Source organism: Stutzerimonas decontaminans (assembly GCF_000661915.1).
GTDB lineage: Bacteria > Pseudomonadota > Gammaproteobacteria > Pseudomonadales > Pseudomonadaceae > Stutzerimonas > Stutzerimonas decontaminans.
Map to the genome: position 1 here is coordinate 3,456,999 of NZ_CP007509.1, position 15,982 is coordinate 3,472,980.

Annotated in this window: 16 protein-coding genes; 9 read left to right on the plus strand and 7 right to left on the minus strand. The window is 61.3% G+C overall.

Translation table 11 applies throughout. The features are described from left to right. The first annotated feature begins 674 nt into the window (after nucleotides 1–674). Nucleotides 675–2,120, plus strand: a complete 1,446-nt coding sequence (locus tag UIB01_RS15980) for a mannose-1-phosphate guanylyltransferase/mannose-6-phosphate isomerase (RefSeq protein WP_038662605.1) — start codon at nucleotides 675–677, stop codon at nucleotides 2,118–2,120. Between the two features lie 316 nt (nucleotides 2,121–2,436). Beyond that, nucleotides 2,437–2,658 carry a hypothetical protein gene (locus UIB01_RS15985; protein ID WP_038662608.1) on the plus strand — a complete coding sequence of 74 codons (222 nt, stop codon included), beginning with the start codon at nucleotides 2,437–2,439 and terminating at the stop codon, nucleotides 2,656–2,658. 87 nt (nucleotides 2,659–2,745) lie between these two features. Here UIB01_RS15985 and UIB01_RS15990 read toward each other — a convergent pair whose 3' ends face one another. Genes UIB01_RS15990 through purU form a run of 3 tightly spaced genes read right to left on the minus strand, consistent with a single transcriptional unit; the run spans nucleotide 2,746 to nucleotide 5,318 of the window. After that, on the minus strand, nucleotides 2,746–4,221 hold the full coding sequence (locus tag UIB01_RS15990; RefSeq protein WP_038662613.1) for a helicase HerA-like domain-containing protein: 1,476 nt from the start codon (nucleotides 4,219–4,221) through the stop codon (nucleotides 2,746–2,748). Next, on the minus strand, nucleotides 4,218–4,451 hold the full coding sequence (locus tag UIB01_RS15995) for a hypothetical protein (RefSeq protein ID WP_038662616.1): 234 nt from the start codon (nucleotides 4,449–4,451) through the stop codon (nucleotides 4,218–4,220). The genes UIB01_RS15990 and UIB01_RS15995 overlap by 4 nt, the downstream gene beginning before the upstream one ends. A 15-nt stretch (nucleotides 4,452–4,466) precedes the next feature. Then, a complete protein-coding gene (purU, locus tag UIB01_RS16000; protein WP_015277908.1) occupies nucleotides 4,467–5,318 on the minus strand; it encodes a formyltetrahydrofolate deformylase in 852 nt (283 codons plus the stop codon). A 349-nt stretch (nucleotides 5,319–5,667) separates the two neighbouring features. Between purU and mvaT the strand changes: the two genes are divergently transcribed. Further along, nucleotides 5,668–6,048, plus strand: a complete 381-nt coding sequence (mvaT, locus tag UIB01_RS16005) for a histone-like nucleoid-structuring protein MvaT (protein ID WP_038662622.1) — start codon at nucleotides 5,668–5,670, stop codon at nucleotides 6,046–6,048. Nucleotides 6,049–6,192: 144 nt separating this feature from the next. On the opposite strand, the gene sbcB is transcribed toward mvaT, so the two are convergent. Then, entirely contained in the window at nucleotides 6,193–7,629 is a 1,437-nt protein-coding gene (sbcB, locus tag UIB01_RS16010; protein WP_038662625.1) for an exodeoxyribonuclease I, read from the minus strand. Nucleotides 7,630–7,886: 257 nt separating this feature from the next. On the opposite strand from sbcB, the gene UIB01_RS16015 reads away from it, so the two are divergent. Genes UIB01_RS16015 through UIB01_RS16040 form a run of 6 tightly spaced genes read left to right on the plus strand, consistent with a single transcriptional unit; the run spans nucleotide 7,887 to nucleotide 14,618 of the window. Further along, nucleotides 7,887–8,594: an RDD family protein gene (locus UIB01_RS16015; RefSeq protein ID WP_038662628.1), complete on the plus strand. Its 708-nt coding sequence runs from the start codon at nucleotides 7,887–7,889 to the stop codon at nucleotides 8,592–8,594. Then, nucleotides 8,591–9,571: a stage II sporulation protein M gene (locus tag UIB01_RS16020; RefSeq protein WP_038665888.1), complete on the plus strand. Its 981-nt coding sequence runs from the start codon at nucleotides 8,591–8,593 to the stop codon at nucleotides 9,569–9,571. The genes UIB01_RS16015 and UIB01_RS16020 overlap by 4 nt, the downstream gene beginning before the upstream one ends. Further along, nucleotides 9,558–11,114, plus strand: coding sequence for a DUF4129 domain-containing protein (locus tag UIB01_RS16025; protein WP_038662631.1), 1,557 nt, complete (start codon nucleotides 9,558–9,560; stop codon nucleotides 11,112–11,114). The genes UIB01_RS16020 and UIB01_RS16025 overlap by 14 nt, the downstream gene beginning before the upstream one ends. Next, entirely contained in the window at nucleotides 11,111–12,283 is a 1,173-nt protein-coding gene (locus UIB01_RS16030; protein WP_038662633.1) for a DUF4350 domain-containing protein, read from the plus strand. Before UIB01_RS16025 ends, UIB01_RS16030 begins: the two co-directional genes overlap by 4 nt. Further along, on the plus strand, nucleotides 12,280–13,293 hold the full coding sequence (locus UIB01_RS16035; protein ID WP_038662637.1) for an AAA family ATPase: 1,014 nt from the start codon (nucleotides 12,280–12,282) through the stop codon (nucleotides 13,291–13,293). Before UIB01_RS16030 ends, UIB01_RS16035 begins: the two co-directional genes overlap by 4 nt. Next, nucleotides 13,290–14,618 (plus strand): DUF58 domain-containing protein, encoded by a 1,329-nt coding sequence (locus UIB01_RS16040; protein WP_038662641.1) that lies wholly within the window; start codon nucleotides 13,290–13,292, stop codon nucleotides 14,616–14,618. The genes UIB01_RS16035 and UIB01_RS16040 overlap by 4 nt, the downstream gene beginning before the upstream one ends. Before the next feature lie 5 nt (nucleotides 14,619–14,623). Here UIB01_RS16040 and UIB01_RS16045 read toward each other — a convergent pair whose 3' ends face one another. The 3 genes from UIB01_RS16045 to UIB01_RS16055 are packed head-to-tail and all read right to left on the minus strand — an operon-like array spanning nucleotide 14,624 to nucleotide 15,925. Further along, the gene (locus UIB01_RS16045) at nucleotides 14,624–15,052 is read right to left on the minus strand and encodes a PilZ domain-containing protein (protein WP_038662644.1); all 429 of its coding nucleotides are present in this window, start codon (nucleotides 15,050–15,052) and stop codon (nucleotides 14,624–14,626) included. Between the two features lie 47 nt (nucleotides 15,053–15,099). Beyond that, the gene (locus UIB01_RS16050) at nucleotides 15,100–15,522 is read right to left on the minus strand and encodes a DUF4124 domain-containing protein (RefSeq protein ID WP_038662647.1); all 423 of its coding nucleotides are present in this window, start codon (nucleotides 15,520–15,522) and stop codon (nucleotides 15,100–15,102) included. 25 nt (nucleotides 15,523–15,547) lie between these two features. After that, complete coding sequence (locus UIB01_RS16055; protein ID WP_038662650.1) at nucleotides 15,548–15,925, minus strand: tetratricopeptide repeat protein; 378 nt, start codon at nucleotides 15,923–15,925, stop codon at nucleotides 15,548–15,550. Between the last annotated feature and the right edge of the window lie 57 nt (nucleotides 15,926–15,982).

The window sequence follows — 15,982 nt, forward strand, 5'->3', positions numbered from 1 at the left end:
TGCGCCGGCGCATCTTCGCTCAGCCGCCCGACACGCTGGCCGATGCCGTAAGGCGCTGAGCACCCAGTCAAAAACTCACCGATCAACGGTAGCTGACGTGGGAACTATCGAGCACAGCTGGCAATCATAAGCGCGTACCGACAATTCCAGGTGGAAAGGGACGTCGCACATGAACGTGCATTGGGTCATCAATCTTGTAAACCGCTCCGCCCTAGATCGCAAAGCGACCTCGGCGCTAGCGCAAGCTCAGCCAGTGATGCGGCTGAACATCCGGCCAATGGCCACGGCGTCGACCAGAACCAACGCGGCATCTGGTACGGCAAACGCCGAGCAAGGCACGAACAGAGGGTTACGGCCATGCAAACGCACCACCCCCATCCGACAACGCGCGCGACGACGGCGCTATTCACCTCATTGCCGGGCTGCAATCGACGTTCAATGCCAGCTGCCTATAGCGGCGTTGCACGATAGACGCATCCAGCCCTGACCATGACGCTGCGATAAACGAACACCCCCAGTACATCGCAATCCCGAGCCGGTGCTTCGGGGCGGAACGATTCGTTCCAGCCAGCCAGGCCCGGCGGTAGCGAACTGAAGAACACGAACACGCAGGCGCCTTCAGCTGGCGCCACGGACAAGTAGAACGACCTTCGAAACGATTCAGGAGAAGCAATATGATCCCGGTTATTCTTTCAGGCGGTAGCGGCTCCCGACTGTGGCCCCTTTCCCGCAAGTCGTTCCCCAAGCAATTCCTTGCGCTCACCGGCGAGCAGACGTTGTTCCAGCAGACCGTCGAACGCCTGGCTTTTGATGGCATGCAGCAACCGCTTTTGGTGTGCAACAAGGACCACCGTTTCATCGTCAAGGAGCAGCTGGCTGCCCGCAAACTTGGCGTTCAAGGCCTTCTGCTCGAGCCTTTCGGCCGTAATACTGCACCGGCCATTGGCATCGCCGCGATGAAGCTGATCGAGGAAGGCCGCGACGAGCTGCTGCTGGTCCTGCCGGCTGACCATGTGATCGAAGACCAGAAAGCCTTCCAGCGCTCCCTGGCGCTGGCCACCAATGCCGCCGAGAACGGTGAGATGGTGCTTTTCGGCGTGCCGCCGACCCGCCCCGAAACCGGTTACGGCTACATCCGTGGCAGCCAGGACGCCAATACCGGTCTGCCGGATGGCATCAAGCGCGTCGCCCAGTTTGTCGAGAAGCCGGACGAAGCACGCGCACAGAGCTACCTGGAGTCCGGGGACTACTACTGGAACAGCGGCATGTTCCTGTTCCGTGCCAGTGTCTTCCTGGATGAACTGAAGAAGCACGACCCGGACATCTACGACACCTGCTGGGTCGCGCTCGAGCGCAGCGTGAAGAACGGCGACGAAGTGCTGATCGATCCGGCCACCTTTGCCTGCTGCCCGGACAACTCCATCGACTACGCCGTGATGGAAAAGACTCAGTTGGCCTGTGTGGTTCCGATGTCCGCCGGCTGGAGCGATGTCGGCTCCTGGTCGTCGATCTGGGATGTGCACGAGAAGGACCAGAATGGCAACGTGCTCAAAGGCGACGTGATCGCCGAGGACTCGCGCAATTGCCTGGTCCACGGCAATGGCAAGCTGGTCACGGTGCTGGGCCTGGAAGACATCGTGGTCGTGGAAACCAAAGACGCCATGATGGTCGCCCACAAGGACAAGGTGCAGGACGTCAAGAAACTGGTCAGCAAGCTCGACGCTCAGGACCGCAGCGAAACCAAGAACCACTGCGCGGTGTACCGCCCATGGGGCTGGTACGACTCGGTGGACATGGGCGGCCGCTTCCAGGTCAAGCGCATCTGCGTGAACCCGGGCGCCAGCCTTTCCCTGCAGATGCATCACCATCGCGCTGAGCATTGGATCGTTGTGTCAGGTACTGCCCAGGTGACTTGTAACGAGAAAACCTTCCTGCTTACCGAAAACCAGTCGACTTATATTCCGATCACCTCGGTACACCGCCTGGCCAACCCTGGAAAGATCCCGCTGGAAATCATCGAAGTTCAGTCCGGCAGCTACTTGGGTGAAGATGATATCGAGCGTTTCGATGACGTCTATGGGCGCGCCGAACAGAGCAACGAAGCCAAAGTCGCTCGCTAGCAACGCGGGCAGTGAGACAGAAAAACCCGCTACGGCGGGTTTTTCTCATTCTGAGTCTGGTTCTGCGCGGGCTCGCAGGCGCATACTTTCAAATCGTAAAACGCCGTGCGTAATGAATATGCAATAACCCTCTTTTTTGAACTACTCCTCGTTTTTCAAGCTTGCTCGTGATCCGAAAAAACCTTTTCAATTGGCCTCCGTCCAACAAGCTGAAGCGATTGAGGAACGGAACACAAAATTTCTAGTTACAACTGCAGACGCACTCTTTTTGCTTCAGCTGCGTCTTACAAAAACTTTCCCAAGAAGGGTCTCTTACGTGACGAAAGACGAACTGCGCGCCGAACTTGAGCGCCAGGCGCAGCGCTTCACCAATGTGTATGGCGGTGAAATCACGACTTACGCCGCTGAACGCGAGCCCGAGCGCAAGCCATGGCGAAAAAAACCAACTGTTCTCGACCAAGTTTTTAAACAGGAACTGCAGAAGCTCGAGCAGGAAAAACAATCGAGTTGCCAAAGCACAGTGGCCGAACAGGCATAACGCCCGCCCTTCCGAATGCGTCGCTGTTGACTTGTGGGCGCAAAGCTCGTGCTGATTGTGCTGCCTGAAAGTAACGGCGCAGTGAAATCAGCGCCTACCGCCCAATAACGAGCCAAGTAATCCTCTGGCCAATTGTCGCCCCAACTGACTGGCTGCCTGGCTCAAGGCACTTTTCACCACTCGCCCGGCCAGATCGCCTAGATCCGCATTGGCCGCCTGCGGCCCTCGCCGAGGCTTTTCAGCGACGCCTTTAGGCTGCTCGATGGTTTGCGCTGCCCGAGCGCTGAGAATCTCATAAGCCGACTCACGATCGACCGGCCTGTCGTATCGGCCGCGCAGGCCGGACCGCGCGATAAGCAGCGCCCGCTCGGCTTCGCTCAGCGGTCCTACTCGTGACTGAGGTGGGGCAATCGCCACGCGCTGCACCATCGCCGGTGTGCCTTTTTCCTCAAGCCCGCCAACCAGCGCCTCTCCAATCCCCAGTTGGGTCAGAACGTCTAACGTTGCGAACGCGGGATTGGCGCGGAAACCATCGGCCACCGAGCGCAGCGCCTTTTGCTCTTTCACCGTATAGGCCCGCAAGCCATGCTGGATACGTAGCCCAAGCTGCGCCAGAACCTGGTCCGGCAGGTCAGCGGGAGACTGGGTGACGAAATAAACACCCACCCCTTTCGAACGAATCAGCCGAACCACTTGCACCAGTCGCTCCTGCAACGCCTTGGGCGTATCGCCGAACAACAAGTGGGCTTCGTCGAAGAACAACGCCAGCACCGGCTTGTCGGCGTCCCCGCGTTCCGGAAGCTGTTCGAACAACTCAGCCAGCAACCACAGCAGGAACGTCGCATAAACCTTAGGTGCTTCATGCACCAGCACACTAGCGTCGAGCAGGTGAATAGGACCCCGACCATCTGCTGCCGGATGCAATAGATCCTCAAGTTGCAGGGCTGGCTCGCCGAACAGCGCTTCGACACCCTGCTGCTCGAGGGTCGCCAGACGCCGCAAGACCGCCTGCGACGAGGCGCCGGTGAACAATGCGCTGTCCTCGCCCAACAGCTGCGGTTCAGCCTTGAGGTGCGCCAACAGTGCCTTGAGGTCTTTCAGATCGAGCAACAGCAAGCCGTCTCGATCTGCCACCTTGAACGCAGCGTACAACGCAGCCTGCTGGCTATCGGTCAGCTGCAGCAGATTTCCGAGCAACAGCGGCCCCATCTCGCTCAAGGTGGTACGCAACGGATGGCCGCTGCGACCATGCACGTCCCACAGGGTCACCGGATACGCCTGGGGCTGATGGTCCAGCCAGGGCATGCTGGCGATCCGCTCGGCTATCTTGCCTTGCGGTGCGCCAGCGGCGCCCAGCCCGCACAGGTCGCCCTTGATGTCTGCGGCGAAGACCGCAACGCCTGCATCACTGAACTGCTCGGCCAGGCGCTGCAAGGTCACAGTTTTGCCGGTACCCGTGGCACCGGCAATCAATCCGTGTCGGTTGGCCAGTCGCAGGGACTGGGTGTTCGGCTCTCCGGTTGCATCTGCGCCGAGCACCAGACGATCCATCACTGACTTCATCGTCCAGCCTCCTTGTCGCGCTCTGCGGAGTCGCACGAGCCGCTCGCATTAGCATCCGGAACTGGCTCGGGTTGCTTCTGCTCTTGCTGCAACCGCGCCCAGAGTGCCGCGGCGTCAGCAAATTCGGCACCCTGCTCGGGCGACAACGCTTCGGGATCGTATCGCTGAGTACAGCCACTACCGATGATCGGTGGCGCTTTGGCTACGGCACGCTCGAGGGGATCGGTCACGGCGACTCCGGATCGTCAGTTGAACACCATCGTCTTGTTGCTGTGTACCAGCACGCGGTCTTCCAAGTGATAGCGCAAGCCACGCGAAAGCACCATCTTCTCCACGTCCTTGCCGAGACGGACCATGTCCTCAATGCTGTCGCGATGGCTGACGCGCACCACGTCCTGCTCGATGATCGGCCCGGCATCGAGCTCTTCGGTGACGTAGTGACAGGTCGCCCCAATCAGCTTCACGCCACGCAGCGACGCCTGATGATAGGGCTTGGCACCGACGAACGATGGCAGAAAGCTGTGGTGGATATTGATGACGCGCTGGGCAAACTCGTCGCACAGCTCCGACGGCAGAATTTGCATGTAGCGCGCCAGCACGATCACATCGGCGCGTTGTTCGCGCACCAGACGGGTGACTTCGGCAAAGGCCTCCTGCTTGTTCGCAGGATCGACCGGTACATGAATGTAGGGAATGCCATGCCACTCGACCATGCTGCGTAGGTCGTCATGGTTGGAAATCACGCAAGGAATGTCGCAATCCAGCTCACCGCTGTGCCAGCGATGCAGCAGATCGGCCAGGCAATGCGATTCCCGACTAGCCATCAGTACCACGCGCTTGCGTTGCTCGGAGTCGGTGATGCGCCACTCCATGGAAAACTCACGGGCGATCGGCGCGAACGCCTGACGGAAACCCTCGAGATCGAAGGGCAGCGAATCTGCGCGGATTTCATGACGCATGAAGAACCAGCCACTCTGGTGGTCGGAGTGATGATTGGCTTCAGTGATCCAGCCATTGTAGGTGGCGAGGAAGTTACTGACCTTGGCGACAATGCCAACGCCATCGGGACAGGCAATGACCAGCCTGAAAGTGCGCATTAAAGGTTACTCCGGCTCAAAGGAAACGCGGCATTCTAGCCCAGCAGGTAAAAGCGCAGCCATCGCGTTTGACAGCCAACCGCCGCTGACCAACTTCCCGGCATGAGGCAGAGGCGCTAGCGAGCTAAGCGTTTTTAGGAACTACATAAAACCATCGAAAAAACTTTTCCGTTTAAAAAACGTTTTCGATTGTTTTTAAAGCCTTGCTCTCCGGCACTCCAGCGCCTGCCGCGCATGAAATATTCCTGCAAGAAAATGGTCGGTTTTTAACCAGGTCTATATTTACTTGCGGATTACGCAGGACTATGATTGCTGCCACTTGCGTTCAAACCTATCCCAAGGAAGTCACATGTCACTTATCAATGAGTATCGCGCTACTGAGGAAGCCATCAAGGAACTTCAAGAGCGCCTGAAGTCGCTTTCCGAAGACGACAAACTGAAAAAGGAACTGGAGTTCGAAGGTAAGCTGCGCGAACTCATGGGCGAGTATCAGAAGTCCCTGCGCGACATCATTGCCCTGCTTGATCCGGAAGCCTCTCGTAACGGCAAAAGCCAGCGCGCTACAAAAGCTCCGGCGACCAGCAAGCGCGCGCGCCGCGTGAAGCAGTACAAGAACCCGCATAGCGGCGAAGTGATTGAAACCAAAGGTGGCAATCACAAGACATTGAAAGAATGGAAAGCCCAGTGGGGCTCCGAAACCGTGGAAAGCTGGGCCACCCTTCTCGGCTAAGCGTTTACGGTTTAAATCGAACGCCATTTCTCGACATTAATCAGCGATGTCGGGAAATGGCGTTTTTTATTTGCCTACCTTTACCTTAGTTTCAGCTCTGCGAACCGCCACCTTCCCCACGCACTGCCAAAGTCTTTCGGCGAACTAGTTAGCCAGCCCGTAGCGCTCGCGCAGCCCTAGGCCGTAGTCGCGCCATTGCTGTAACAGTTGTTGCTGCGCGGGCGTGGCAGTAACCATGGATTGCTCAATACCCGCCTCGAACTGTGCAAGCGTGTTAGGTGCTCCGTAGGCATCATCGCTCAGTCGTTGCTGGCAGAACCGACGCCACTGCGCTTGCTCCTCAGCGGATAACGCTTCGGGGAAGTTTCGTGCGCGGTAACGGAATAACAGCTCCTCGAGGCGAGCATCGTCGAATCGACACGGATATCCCGCCAGCTCGGCAGGAGCCAGGCTGCGGACTTGGTCGCACAGCCGCCGGTCGCGGTCGCCGAGAAAACCGTCATACAGCTGTTGCTCGGGGTCTTCGCTTCCGACGAAGCCTTCCTCACGATAGATCTCCTCCAGCTTGCCGCTCCAGACTTGCCGTTGCTCACGTAATGCAGCGGCGCGAGCCTGGCAGAGCGGCATATCCAGAGCCAGCCGTTGAATATCTGCTTCGCGCAGCACCTTGAGCGGTGCCAGCACCGGACACTTGTTGATGTGTACCAACTTCAAGGGCACCGGCAGCTCGCCTTCGGCGAGTTGATCGCGACGGGTATAAAGGCGCTGCCGCAAGGTTTCGGAGGTTTCCTGCAAGAGCGGCTGGGAATCTGCCTGCAGATCGCAGACGATCAATGCATTGCGATTGCGCGGATGCCAGCCCAGCGGCAGCACCACGGAAAGATAATGCCGTGCTGCCGAAAAACGGCCGGACACATGCACCAGCGGCTCGAGCAAAGTGATCTGGTCGAGCACAGCCTGTTTGCGCCGCAAGCTGAAGAGATAGTCATACAGCCGTGGCTGGCGATCTCGAATGAGTCTGGCCAGGCCAATGGTGGCGCGCACATCGGACAGGGCGTCGTGAGCGTTCAAGTGCTCCAGCCCGTTAGCCACGCTCAGGCGCTCAAGCTTGAGCGTCACCCGGCCATCCTCCTCAGGCCAGGCGATACCCTCCGGACGTAACGCATAAGCGGTACGCACCAGGTCGATCAGATCCCAACGACTGTTGCCGCCCTGCCATTCACGCGCGTAAGGATCGTAGAAGTTGCGGTATAGGCTGTAGCGGGTCACCTCATCGTCGAAGCGCAGGCTGTTATAACCGGCACCGCAGGTCCCGGGCGTGGACAGTTGCTGATGCAGACGCTGGATGAACTCCGCTTCGCACAATCCTTTCTGTTGCAAGACTGACGGCGTGATTCCAGTAACCAGGCACGCGGCAGGATGCGGAAGAATGTCGTCTGAGGGGCGACAGTAGATGTTCAGCGGCTCGCCAATTTCCTCGAGCGCCTCGTTGGTGCGAATGCCCGCCACTTGCAACGGGCGGTCGCGGCTGGGGGAGATCCCGGTGGTTTCGAAGTCGTACCAGAAGATGCTTGGGGTCACGGGAGGGTCCTTCTCGATCAGCGCTGCAGTCTATCAGCCGAACCGACACATCGCAGACCCAGGCCGGTACCAGGCTGGCACTGCAGATGTGTTTAAGCGGCGCACCGCTCTGCGAACGGCATCCTGCAATCGAGCAGGCATTTCGCCATAATCGCACCCGATCGGCGCGCCGGGCTCAAGCACGAGACTCTGCGCATTGCCGCAGCGGCGGTTGCCGCATAGCATCGACCTTTGCCTGGCCTCAGACGACCTTACCTTTGCCTTCCACACTCGACCGACAAGCCCTGCTCGATACCTACCTCCGCGTCGAGACACCCGAGGGCATCGATCTGCTTCTGCGCCCTGCCGGGCTGGTGCCTCGCGCGCTCGCCTTTGCCATCGACTTGGCGATTCGCGCTGCCATCCTGCTGGCCCTGTTTATCACGCTCGGACTGCTGGGCAAATTCGGCATGGGCCTGGCCACATTGCTGTTGTTCCTCGTGCAATGGTGGTACATGGTGCTCTTCGAGGTGCTGAATCAAGGTCGCACACCGGGCAAATCCTGGCTGGGCCTACGCGTCGTGCACGACGACGGCACTCCGGTCGGCTGGTCTTCCTCGCTCACCCGTAATCTGCTGCGATTCGTCGACATGCTGCCGTTCGGGTATTTTCTTGGCGCCCTGAGCTGCCTGGGCCACCCAGCCTTCAAACGACTCGGCGACCTTGCGGCCGGCACGCTGGTGGTCTATCAGGAAAAGTCCATGGCACGCCCTCCGCTTCCTGAAGCCGAGCCGGCCCCCACTCCCCTCGCGCTGACCCTCGATGAGCAACGCGCGCTAATCGGCTTTGCCGAGCGCCATGGCAGCCTTTCTGCTGAACGCCGTCTGGAACTGGCCTCGATTCTGGCCGCCCCCCTGGGAACCACCGAAGAGCACGCCGAGACGAAGATCCATGGCATTGCACGCTCACTGGTAGGTGCACCATGAAGCAGGCTGCATTCGAACGCCTGCATCAGGCGGACTGGCATGAATTCGCCACCCGACTCGACGCACTGGAGCGTGGCAAACCGAGCCCCAGCCAAGCCAGCAGTTTCCCCGCCGCCTACCGCCAACTGTGCCAGCAGTTGGCGCTAGCCGAGTCTCGCGGTTACAGCAGCCAGCTGGTCGACCAGCTGCGTCAGCTCACCCTGCGCGGTCATCAGCAGTTCTACCGGCACCGCAGCCCTCTGCCAGGGCGGGTGCTGGGGTTCATCGTTGGCGGCTTTGCGCGCGAAGTCCGCGACCAATGGCGTTACGTACTAACCGCCAGCCTGCTGTTCTACGGCAGTCTGATTGGCATGGCGGCCCTGGTATATGCCTTCCCTGAGCTGGTCTACAGCGTCCTGCCGCCCGATCAGGTAGCACAGATGGAACAGATGTACGATCCGGACGCGAGCCGTCTGGGTCGCTTCGCCGAGCGAGGTGCCGGCGACGACTGGCTGATGTTCGGCTATTACGTAATGAACAACATCGGCATCGCCTTCCAGACATTCGCCAGCGGATTGCTGTTCGGTCTCGGCACGCTGTTTTTTCTCCTGTTCAATGGCCTGACGATTGGCGCAGTGGCCGGCCACCTGAGCAGCATCGGCTACCACCAGCCATTCTGGTCGTTCGTCATCGGTCATGGTGCCTTCGAACTGACCGCAATAACCTTGGCGGGCGCAGCGGGACTGCAGCTAGGCGTAGCGCTGCTGGCGCCGGGACGACAGACGCGCGCCGAGGCGCTGCGTCAGGCAGCCAAACGCGGTATTCAGCTGGTAGGTGGTGCCACACTTTTCCTGCTCATCGCCGCGTTCGTCGAAGCCTATTGGTCATCCATGACCCTGGCCACACCTGCAATCAAGTACATCGTCGGCACGCTGCTCTGGCTGATCGTCGCCGCTTATTTTTGCCTCGCCGGGCGAGGTCAACATGCAGCTGAGTGATGCCTGCGTCTCGATCCGCCCACGTAGTCCATGGGAAGCGCTGGACCTCGGCACCCTGCTCGCCAGGCGCCACGCGAAGCTGTTGATGGCGTCCTGGGCGGCCATCACGCTGCCGATTTTCGGCCTGATCAGCCTGTTGCTTTGGCAGCACCCCAGCGCGGCGCTGCTGTTGTTCTGGTGGCTGAAGCCGCTTTATGAGCGGCTACCGCTGCACATTCTGTCCAGAGCGTTGTTCGGCGAAACGCCCGGCTTCCGGGAAAGCCTGAAAGCCTTTCCTGGCCTGCTGCGATCGCAATGGTTCGCCAGCCTGACCTGGCGCCGCCTGAGTACAACACGCAGTTTCGACCTCCCTGTGCAACAACTTGAGGGGCTCGCCGGCAAAGCGCGCACGCAGCGTCTGGTCACACTGAGCCTGCGCAACGGGCGCGCGGCGAGCTGGCTGACTGTCGTCGGCGTGCATCTGGAGGGTGCACTCTGGCTCGGTCTGCTCGGCGCGCTGTATTTCCTCTTACCCGCGCAGCTGGTTCAGCGCTGGAACTGGGAAGACCTGCTCGGGCTCAGCGGGGAATGGCTCTGGCTCGAGCACCTGTCCAACCTGCTCTACGTGCTGGTGCTCATCGTCTGGGAGCCGATCTACGTCGCCTGCGGTTTCAGTCTCTATCTCAACCGTCGCACCCATCTGGAAGCCTGGGATATCGAACTGGCCTTCCGCCGCCTGCGTCAGCGCCTGCTCGGCGCTCTGCCGATGTTGCTGCTTGCCTGCAGCCTGCTGCTCCTGCCAACGCAACAGCTGGCCTGGGCAGCTCCCGCGCCCCAGGCCGACGAAACTCAGCCCGGCCCGAAAAGCAAACGCCTGCTCAATCAGCCCATGACCAGCGAGGCCGCCCGCGAGCGGATCGACGCCTTGCTCGACCAACCGCCCTTTCAGCACCGCGAAACGGTTACACGCTGGCGGCTGGGGGATGGTGACAACGAAGAAAAGCAGCCCGGTGCGCTGGCACGCCTGATCGAGCGCCTGCTTCAGGGCGGCTCGTTCAGGGGTGACCTGGAACGCCTGGCGCAGATCCTCGAGGTTCTGCTCTGGACCGCGCTGGCGTTGCTCGTCGCGCTTGTACTGTGGCGCTACCGCGAGTGGTTGCAGACCTTCGGCGGCCGTATGCGATTGCCGAACCGGCGCCGCATGGAGCCGCCGACGCAGCTGTTCGGCCTTGATGTCGCTCCGCAAAGCCTGCCGGACGATATCGCCGGCGAGGCCGAACGGCTCTGGCAACAAGACCCACGGGCCGCGCTGGCGCTGCTGTATCGCGGCTTGCTCTGCCATTTGCTTAACGATTTCCAGCTGCCGTTGAAGGCGGCGCATACCGAGGGCGAGGTTCTGCGGCAGGTACGTGACCTGCAAGTCGAGCCCTTGTCGCGATTTGCTGAACAGCTCACCCTCCACTGGCAACGACAGGCTTACGGACACTGCACGGCCGAAGTTCAGGTGCGCGACGCACTGTGCGCCGATTGGCGAGCCCTGTTTGCCGTGAGGACACGACCATGACTCGGCCACGCGTGCGCCTTCTCACCGCCGCTGTGGTCCTGCTGTTCGGCCTGCTGATCATCTGGCTGGCCGGCCAATTGCAGCCATATGAGGACGTCGTCGAACATGGCCCGGCGCCGCAGGCTCGAAGCAATGACTATCTGGCCGCCGAGCTGTTCCTGCGCGACCTTGGCCTGCGGGTAACCCACCACGAAGGCGTCGCCGGGCTGGAGTCGCTGTCTGCCAGCGGCCAGACCCTGCTGCTGCTCGGTGATCGCCGCAACATGACGCCTGGACAGACCGACCGAGTGCTGGACTGGGCGGCGGCCGGCGGACATCTGGTGATAGTCGCAGAGCGGCTGTGGGATGAGAAAACCGGCAAAAGCGGCGATCTACTACTCGATCAACTCAATCTGCAGCAGTACTCCACCAGGGATTTGGATAACGACACCCAAGTGCCACAGCCGTCCGCTGCTGAACAGCATCCGCAATTGACCAAGCTGTATCTGGAGAACGAAAGCGCGCCGGCCTATCTCGCCTTCGATACCGATTTCCATCTCTACGACGCCGATAACCGCGCCCACGCCTGGGCCAACAGCGCAGGCGCTACGCATATGCTGCAACTGCAGCACGGCGAAGGGCTGGTCACCGCACTGACCGACAGCTGGATCTGGCAGAACCGCAACATCGACCAGTACGATCACGCCTGGCTGCTCTGGTACCTGACCCAGGACAGCGAAGTAACCCTGGTGCACCGCAGCGAACACGACAGTCTGCTGGCACAACTGCGCCGTCATTTCCCAGAGTTGCTCACAGCGCTGGGGCTGCTCATGCTGTTCGCACTCTGGCATGCCGGGCAGCGCTTCGGCCCGCAGCTATCGCCCGCCAACCCGGCGCGCCGCCAGCTGCAGGAGCATCTGCGCGGATCGGCCGAGTTTCTGCTACGCCATGAACGCGAGCAAAGCCTCCTGCAGCGTCTCCAGCAAGACATTCAGCGCCGAGCCAGCCAGTGCCATCCAGGCTTCGCCCAGCTTCCGCTCAGCGGACAGCTGACCTTGCTCGCACAACTTTCCAGCCTGCCGCCTGCCAGCATCGAACAGGCCATGCGTCCGCTGCCGCAGCAACGCCTGTCAGCCACCGAATTCACCCGGCAGGTCGCCCACCTGCAAACCCTCAGGAATGCCCTATGAGCGAACACACCTCCGAATCGAACAGCGCCGCTCCGAGCGCCACTCCAGCGAGCCAGCGTCTGCGAGCCAGCCAGCTCGCCCAGGCGCTGCGCGAAGAGCTACACAAGGCGGTCGTTGGCCAGCACGAGGTCATTGACGGCGTCCTTACTGCGCTGATCGCTGGCGGCCACGTGCTGATCGAGGGCGTTCCCGGACTGGGCAAGACGTTGCTGGTACGGGCGCTGGCGCGCTGCTTTGGCGGCGAGTTCTCGCGCATCCAGTTCACCCCGGACCTGATGCCCAGTGACGTCACCGGCCATGCTGTCTACGACATGCAGAGCGAGCAGTTCAAGCTGCGCAAGGGACCGGTTTTCACCAACCTTCTACTGGCCGATGAAATCAACCGTGCGCCAGCCAAGACTCAGGCTGCGCTGCTCGAGGTGATGCAGGAGCGGCAAGTGACCCTAGAAGGCAGGGCCCTGGCCGTGCCGCAGCCCTTTCTGGTCATGGCTACGCAGAACCCCATCGAGCAGGAGGGAACTTATCCGTTGCCTGAAGCCGAGCTCGACCGCTTCATGCTGATGTTGCGCATGGATTACCCGCAGGCGAACGAAGAGCTGGAGCTGGTGCGTCAGGTCACACGTTCGGCACGGGCCGATATGCTCGACGTCAGCGCCTTGCGCCAGCTGGTGCAGGCCCGCGATGTGCTGGCCCTGCAGAAGATTGCCAGCGAACTGCCGCTGGACGATCAGGTGCTCGACTATGCCGTGCGCCTGGCGCGCAGCACGCGCAGCTGGCCAGGCCTGGCGCTGGGTGCCGGCCCCCGCGCATCGATCGCGCTGGTTCGCGGTGGTCGCGCCAGAGCGCTGCTGCGCGGTGGCGAGTTCGTCACGCCAGATGACATCAAGGGCTGTGCGTTGGCGGTACTGCGCCATCGCGTACGCCTTTCGGCAGAACTGGACATCGAAGGACTGTCGGTGGACCAGGTGCTGCAGCAGCTACTCGATCAGGTCGCGGCGCCACGCGCATGACGCCATCACGTCGCCTGCTCGTTGCGCTGACCGCGCTGGCGCTGCTGGCCATTCTCCTTGGCATTCTCGCTGCGCTCGGCGTTGAGGCCGGGCACTGGCAGTCCGCTTGGTGGGGCCTGTTGCTGGCGTTGGGAATGCTGGCATTAGTCGATGCCTTCAATCTGACGCGACTGCCGTCGCCTGCGCTGCAACGCAGCCTGTCGGGAAACCTGCCGCTGGGCCACTGGAGCAATGTGCAGCTGCTGGTGCGCAACGAGCACTCCCGCGCTGTCGAACTGGAGCTATTCGACCACGTGCCGGATGGGATGCTTTTCGAACAGCTGCCGCAACGCATGCGCCTTGAGCTCGGGGAGCATTGCCAACTCGCCTATCGACTGCGCCCAGTAAGGCGCGGACGCTTCTTCTTCCAGCGCTGCGACATGCAGCTGAGCAGTCCTATGGGACTATGGCGCAGCAAACGCCAGCTGCCACTGACCGACGAGACGCGGGTGTACCCCGACTTCGCCCAGTTGCACGGCGCCGGGCTGCAGGCGATCGACATCTGGCTGAACCGCCTCGGCGTACGCCAGCAGCCGAGGCGCGGACTGGGGCTGGAGTTTCATCAACTGCGCGAATTTCGCGAGGGCGATACGCTGCGGCAGATCGACTGGAAGGCCACGGCACGCGCGCGCACTCCGATTGCCCGCGAGTATCAGGACGAACGCGACCAGCAGATCATGCTGATGCTCGACTGCGGGCGGCGGATGCGTAGCCAGGATGGGGAACTCACCCACTTCGACCACGCACTCAATGCCGGCCTGTTGCTTGCCTATGCCGCACTGCGCCAGGGCGATGCAGTGGGTGCCTGCACCTTCGCCGGCGAACAGCCACGGCATGTTGCGCCAGCCAAGGGGCAACAACAGCTGCACGTACTGCTGAACAGCCTTTACGACCTGCAGCCCACCCAGCAACCGGCGGACTACGGCGCAGCGGTCGAGCAGTTGCTGGCCCGCCAGCAGCGCCAGGCACTGGTGATCGTACTGAGCAATCTACGCGACGAAGACGATGGGGAGCTGCACGCTGCGCTGAAGCGACTTTCGCGCCGTCACCGCGTGCTGTTGGTGAGCCTGCGCGAAGAAGTGCTGGATCAGCTGCGCTTGCGGCCGGTGCAAAGCCTGGATGACGCGCTCGACTACTGCGGCGCGCAGGACTACCTGAGCGCCCGCCAGGCGCTGCACAAACGCCTCATCGCCAATGGCATGCCGATGCTCGACGTCCAGCCGTGCGATCTAGGACCGGCATTGGTCGGACGCTACTTGGCATGGAAGAAGACCGGGACGCTGTAGACGCCTTACAGACCGTGACAGCAATCCTTGTCGGTAAATCGGTCGGGTGCCGGGCTGGAATGATGCGCCAGCGGGATGTGCAGCATCGGCTGAAAGCTGAAGTAGTGATGCAACGCGGAGATCATTTCGCGGATTTCGCCGGGCGGGTCGATCAGGGAAAAACCGGTGTCGTAACTGCCCGGCGTGACATCCTCGCTGGACCACAGGCTGAACGCGCTGAAGTCCACATGACGCGGTTGGCCAGTCTGGCCGGGAATCTTCAGGCGCATCTCGAAACGGACACCGAGCATCATCGGATAGGGACTGATCAACATCAGTCCGCCTTCCGACAGATTGCCAATAAAGCCCAGCGGCTTCTCGGTGAACCGGTTGAATACGTTGAGGTAGTACGGCAACTGATGCCGCTGGATACGACGCTGGTTCGCCATGTTCATGTCGTCGGAGCCTTCAGCCTTAACCCTGCAATTCGAGTCCTGTCGGCTCAACTGCATTCCTGGCCGATACGCGTCGCCAGGCGCTGTCGAGCCGCCTCTACTTCACTTTCACTGTAGTAGACGCGCTCTCCTGCCGCATTGTTACGAAAAAATCGTCCGCCGAGCTGCAGCTGCGACAGTTGCCTGCGCAGCCCCTGGCACTCCTGCTCCCGGGCGGCCTGAAGCTGGCTGGCCTGCTCGCGCGCTGCCTGCTGTTCCTGCCGCCGGGCGTCGAAGAAACGTTCGCTGCGCGCCTCACGCTCGCGGGTCTGCTCGTCCCGCTCAACCACTTGCGGACGCACCTCGACCTGCTCGGCCCCGGCGGCTGGGCGCTGGCCAAAATGCACGCGACCATCGGCATCGGTCCAACGATAGATCTGTGCGCAGGCCAGCGTCGGCAGCAGCATGGCGGTAAGAAGCAACGCTCGCATGTTCCCTCACCTGAATTTCACGAAGTCAGCGCTTGGCCGGCTGAACGACCACTGGCGGCTCGACATGATAGTGGCCCAGCTGCCTCAGCGTCTCCAGGCGCGCTCGGGCACGGTAGGCATATTCGCTGGCCGGGTAGCGTTCGACGATGAAGCGGTAGGTTTCGCCAGCGTCAACGAACAATCCCTGGCGCTCCAGGCATTGCCCGCGCAGCAGGGAAATCTCCGGCTGCACCTGGCTGCGCGGCTTGCTGCGCCGTTCCGCCTGCGACAGAGACTGCATCACCCGCTCGCAGTTGTCCGCCTCGTAGTGCTGATAAGCCGCATCCAGGTGGCGATCGAAAGCATGACGGCTGCTGCAGCCGACGGTCAGAAGACTCAGAAAAATGATGATCAAGGTGCGCATGGGTTCCTCCGTATGCCACCTGTATCGACCGTATTGGAAAAACCTGCAGACAGCCTG

What these genes read in the sequence shown, in the direction of transcription:
- UIB01_RS15980 (WP_038662605.1), top strand. Translation starts at nt 675, where the DNA reads ATGATCCCGGTTATTCTTTCAGGCGGTAGCGGCTCCCGACTGTGGCCC.
- UIB01_RS15990 (WP_038662613.1), bottom strand. Translation starts at nt 4,221, where the DNA reads ATGAAGTCAGTGATGGATCGTCTGGTGCTCGGCGCAGATGCAACCGGA.
- purU (WP_015277908.1), bottom strand. Translation starts at nt 5,318, where the DNA reads ATGCGCACTTTCAGGCTGGTCATTGCCTGTCCCGATGGCGTTGGCATT.
- mvaT (WP_038662622.1), top strand. Translation starts at nt 5,668, where the DNA reads ATGTCACTTATCAATGAGTATCGCGCTACTGAGGAAGCCATCAAGGAA.
- UIB01_RS16020 (WP_038665888.1), top strand. Translation starts at nt 8,591, where the DNA reads ATGAAGCAGGCTGCATTCGAACGCCTGCATCAGGCGGACTGGCATGAA.
- UIB01_RS16025 (WP_038662631.1), top strand. Translation starts at nt 9,558, where the DNA reads ATGCAGCTGAGTGATGCCTGCGTCTCGATCCGCCCACGTAGTCCATGG.
- UIB01_RS16030 (WP_038662633.1), top strand. Translation starts at nt 11,111, where the DNA reads ATGACTCGGCCACGCGTGCGCCTTCTCACCGCCGCTGTGGTCCTGCTG.
- UIB01_RS16035 (WP_038662637.1), top strand. Translation starts at nt 12,280, where the DNA reads ATGAGCGAACACACCTCCGAATCGAACAGCGCCGCTCCGAGCGCCACT.
- UIB01_RS16040 (WP_038662641.1), top strand. Translation starts at nt 13,290, where the DNA reads ATGACGCCATCACGTCGCCTGCTCGTTGCGCTGACCGCGCTGGCGCTG.
- UIB01_RS16045 (WP_038662644.1), bottom strand. Translation starts at nt 15,052, where the DNA reads ATGAACATGGCGAACCAGCGTCGTATCCAGCGGCATCAGTTGCCGTAC.
- UIB01_RS16050 (WP_038662647.1), bottom strand. Translation starts at nt 15,522, where the DNA reads ATGCGAGCGTTGCTTCTTACCGCCATGCTGCTGCCGACGCTGGCCTGC.
- UIB01_RS16055 (WP_038662650.1), bottom strand. Translation starts at nt 15,925, where the DNA reads ATGCGCACCTTGATCATCATTTTTCTGAGTCTTCTGACCGTCGGCTGC.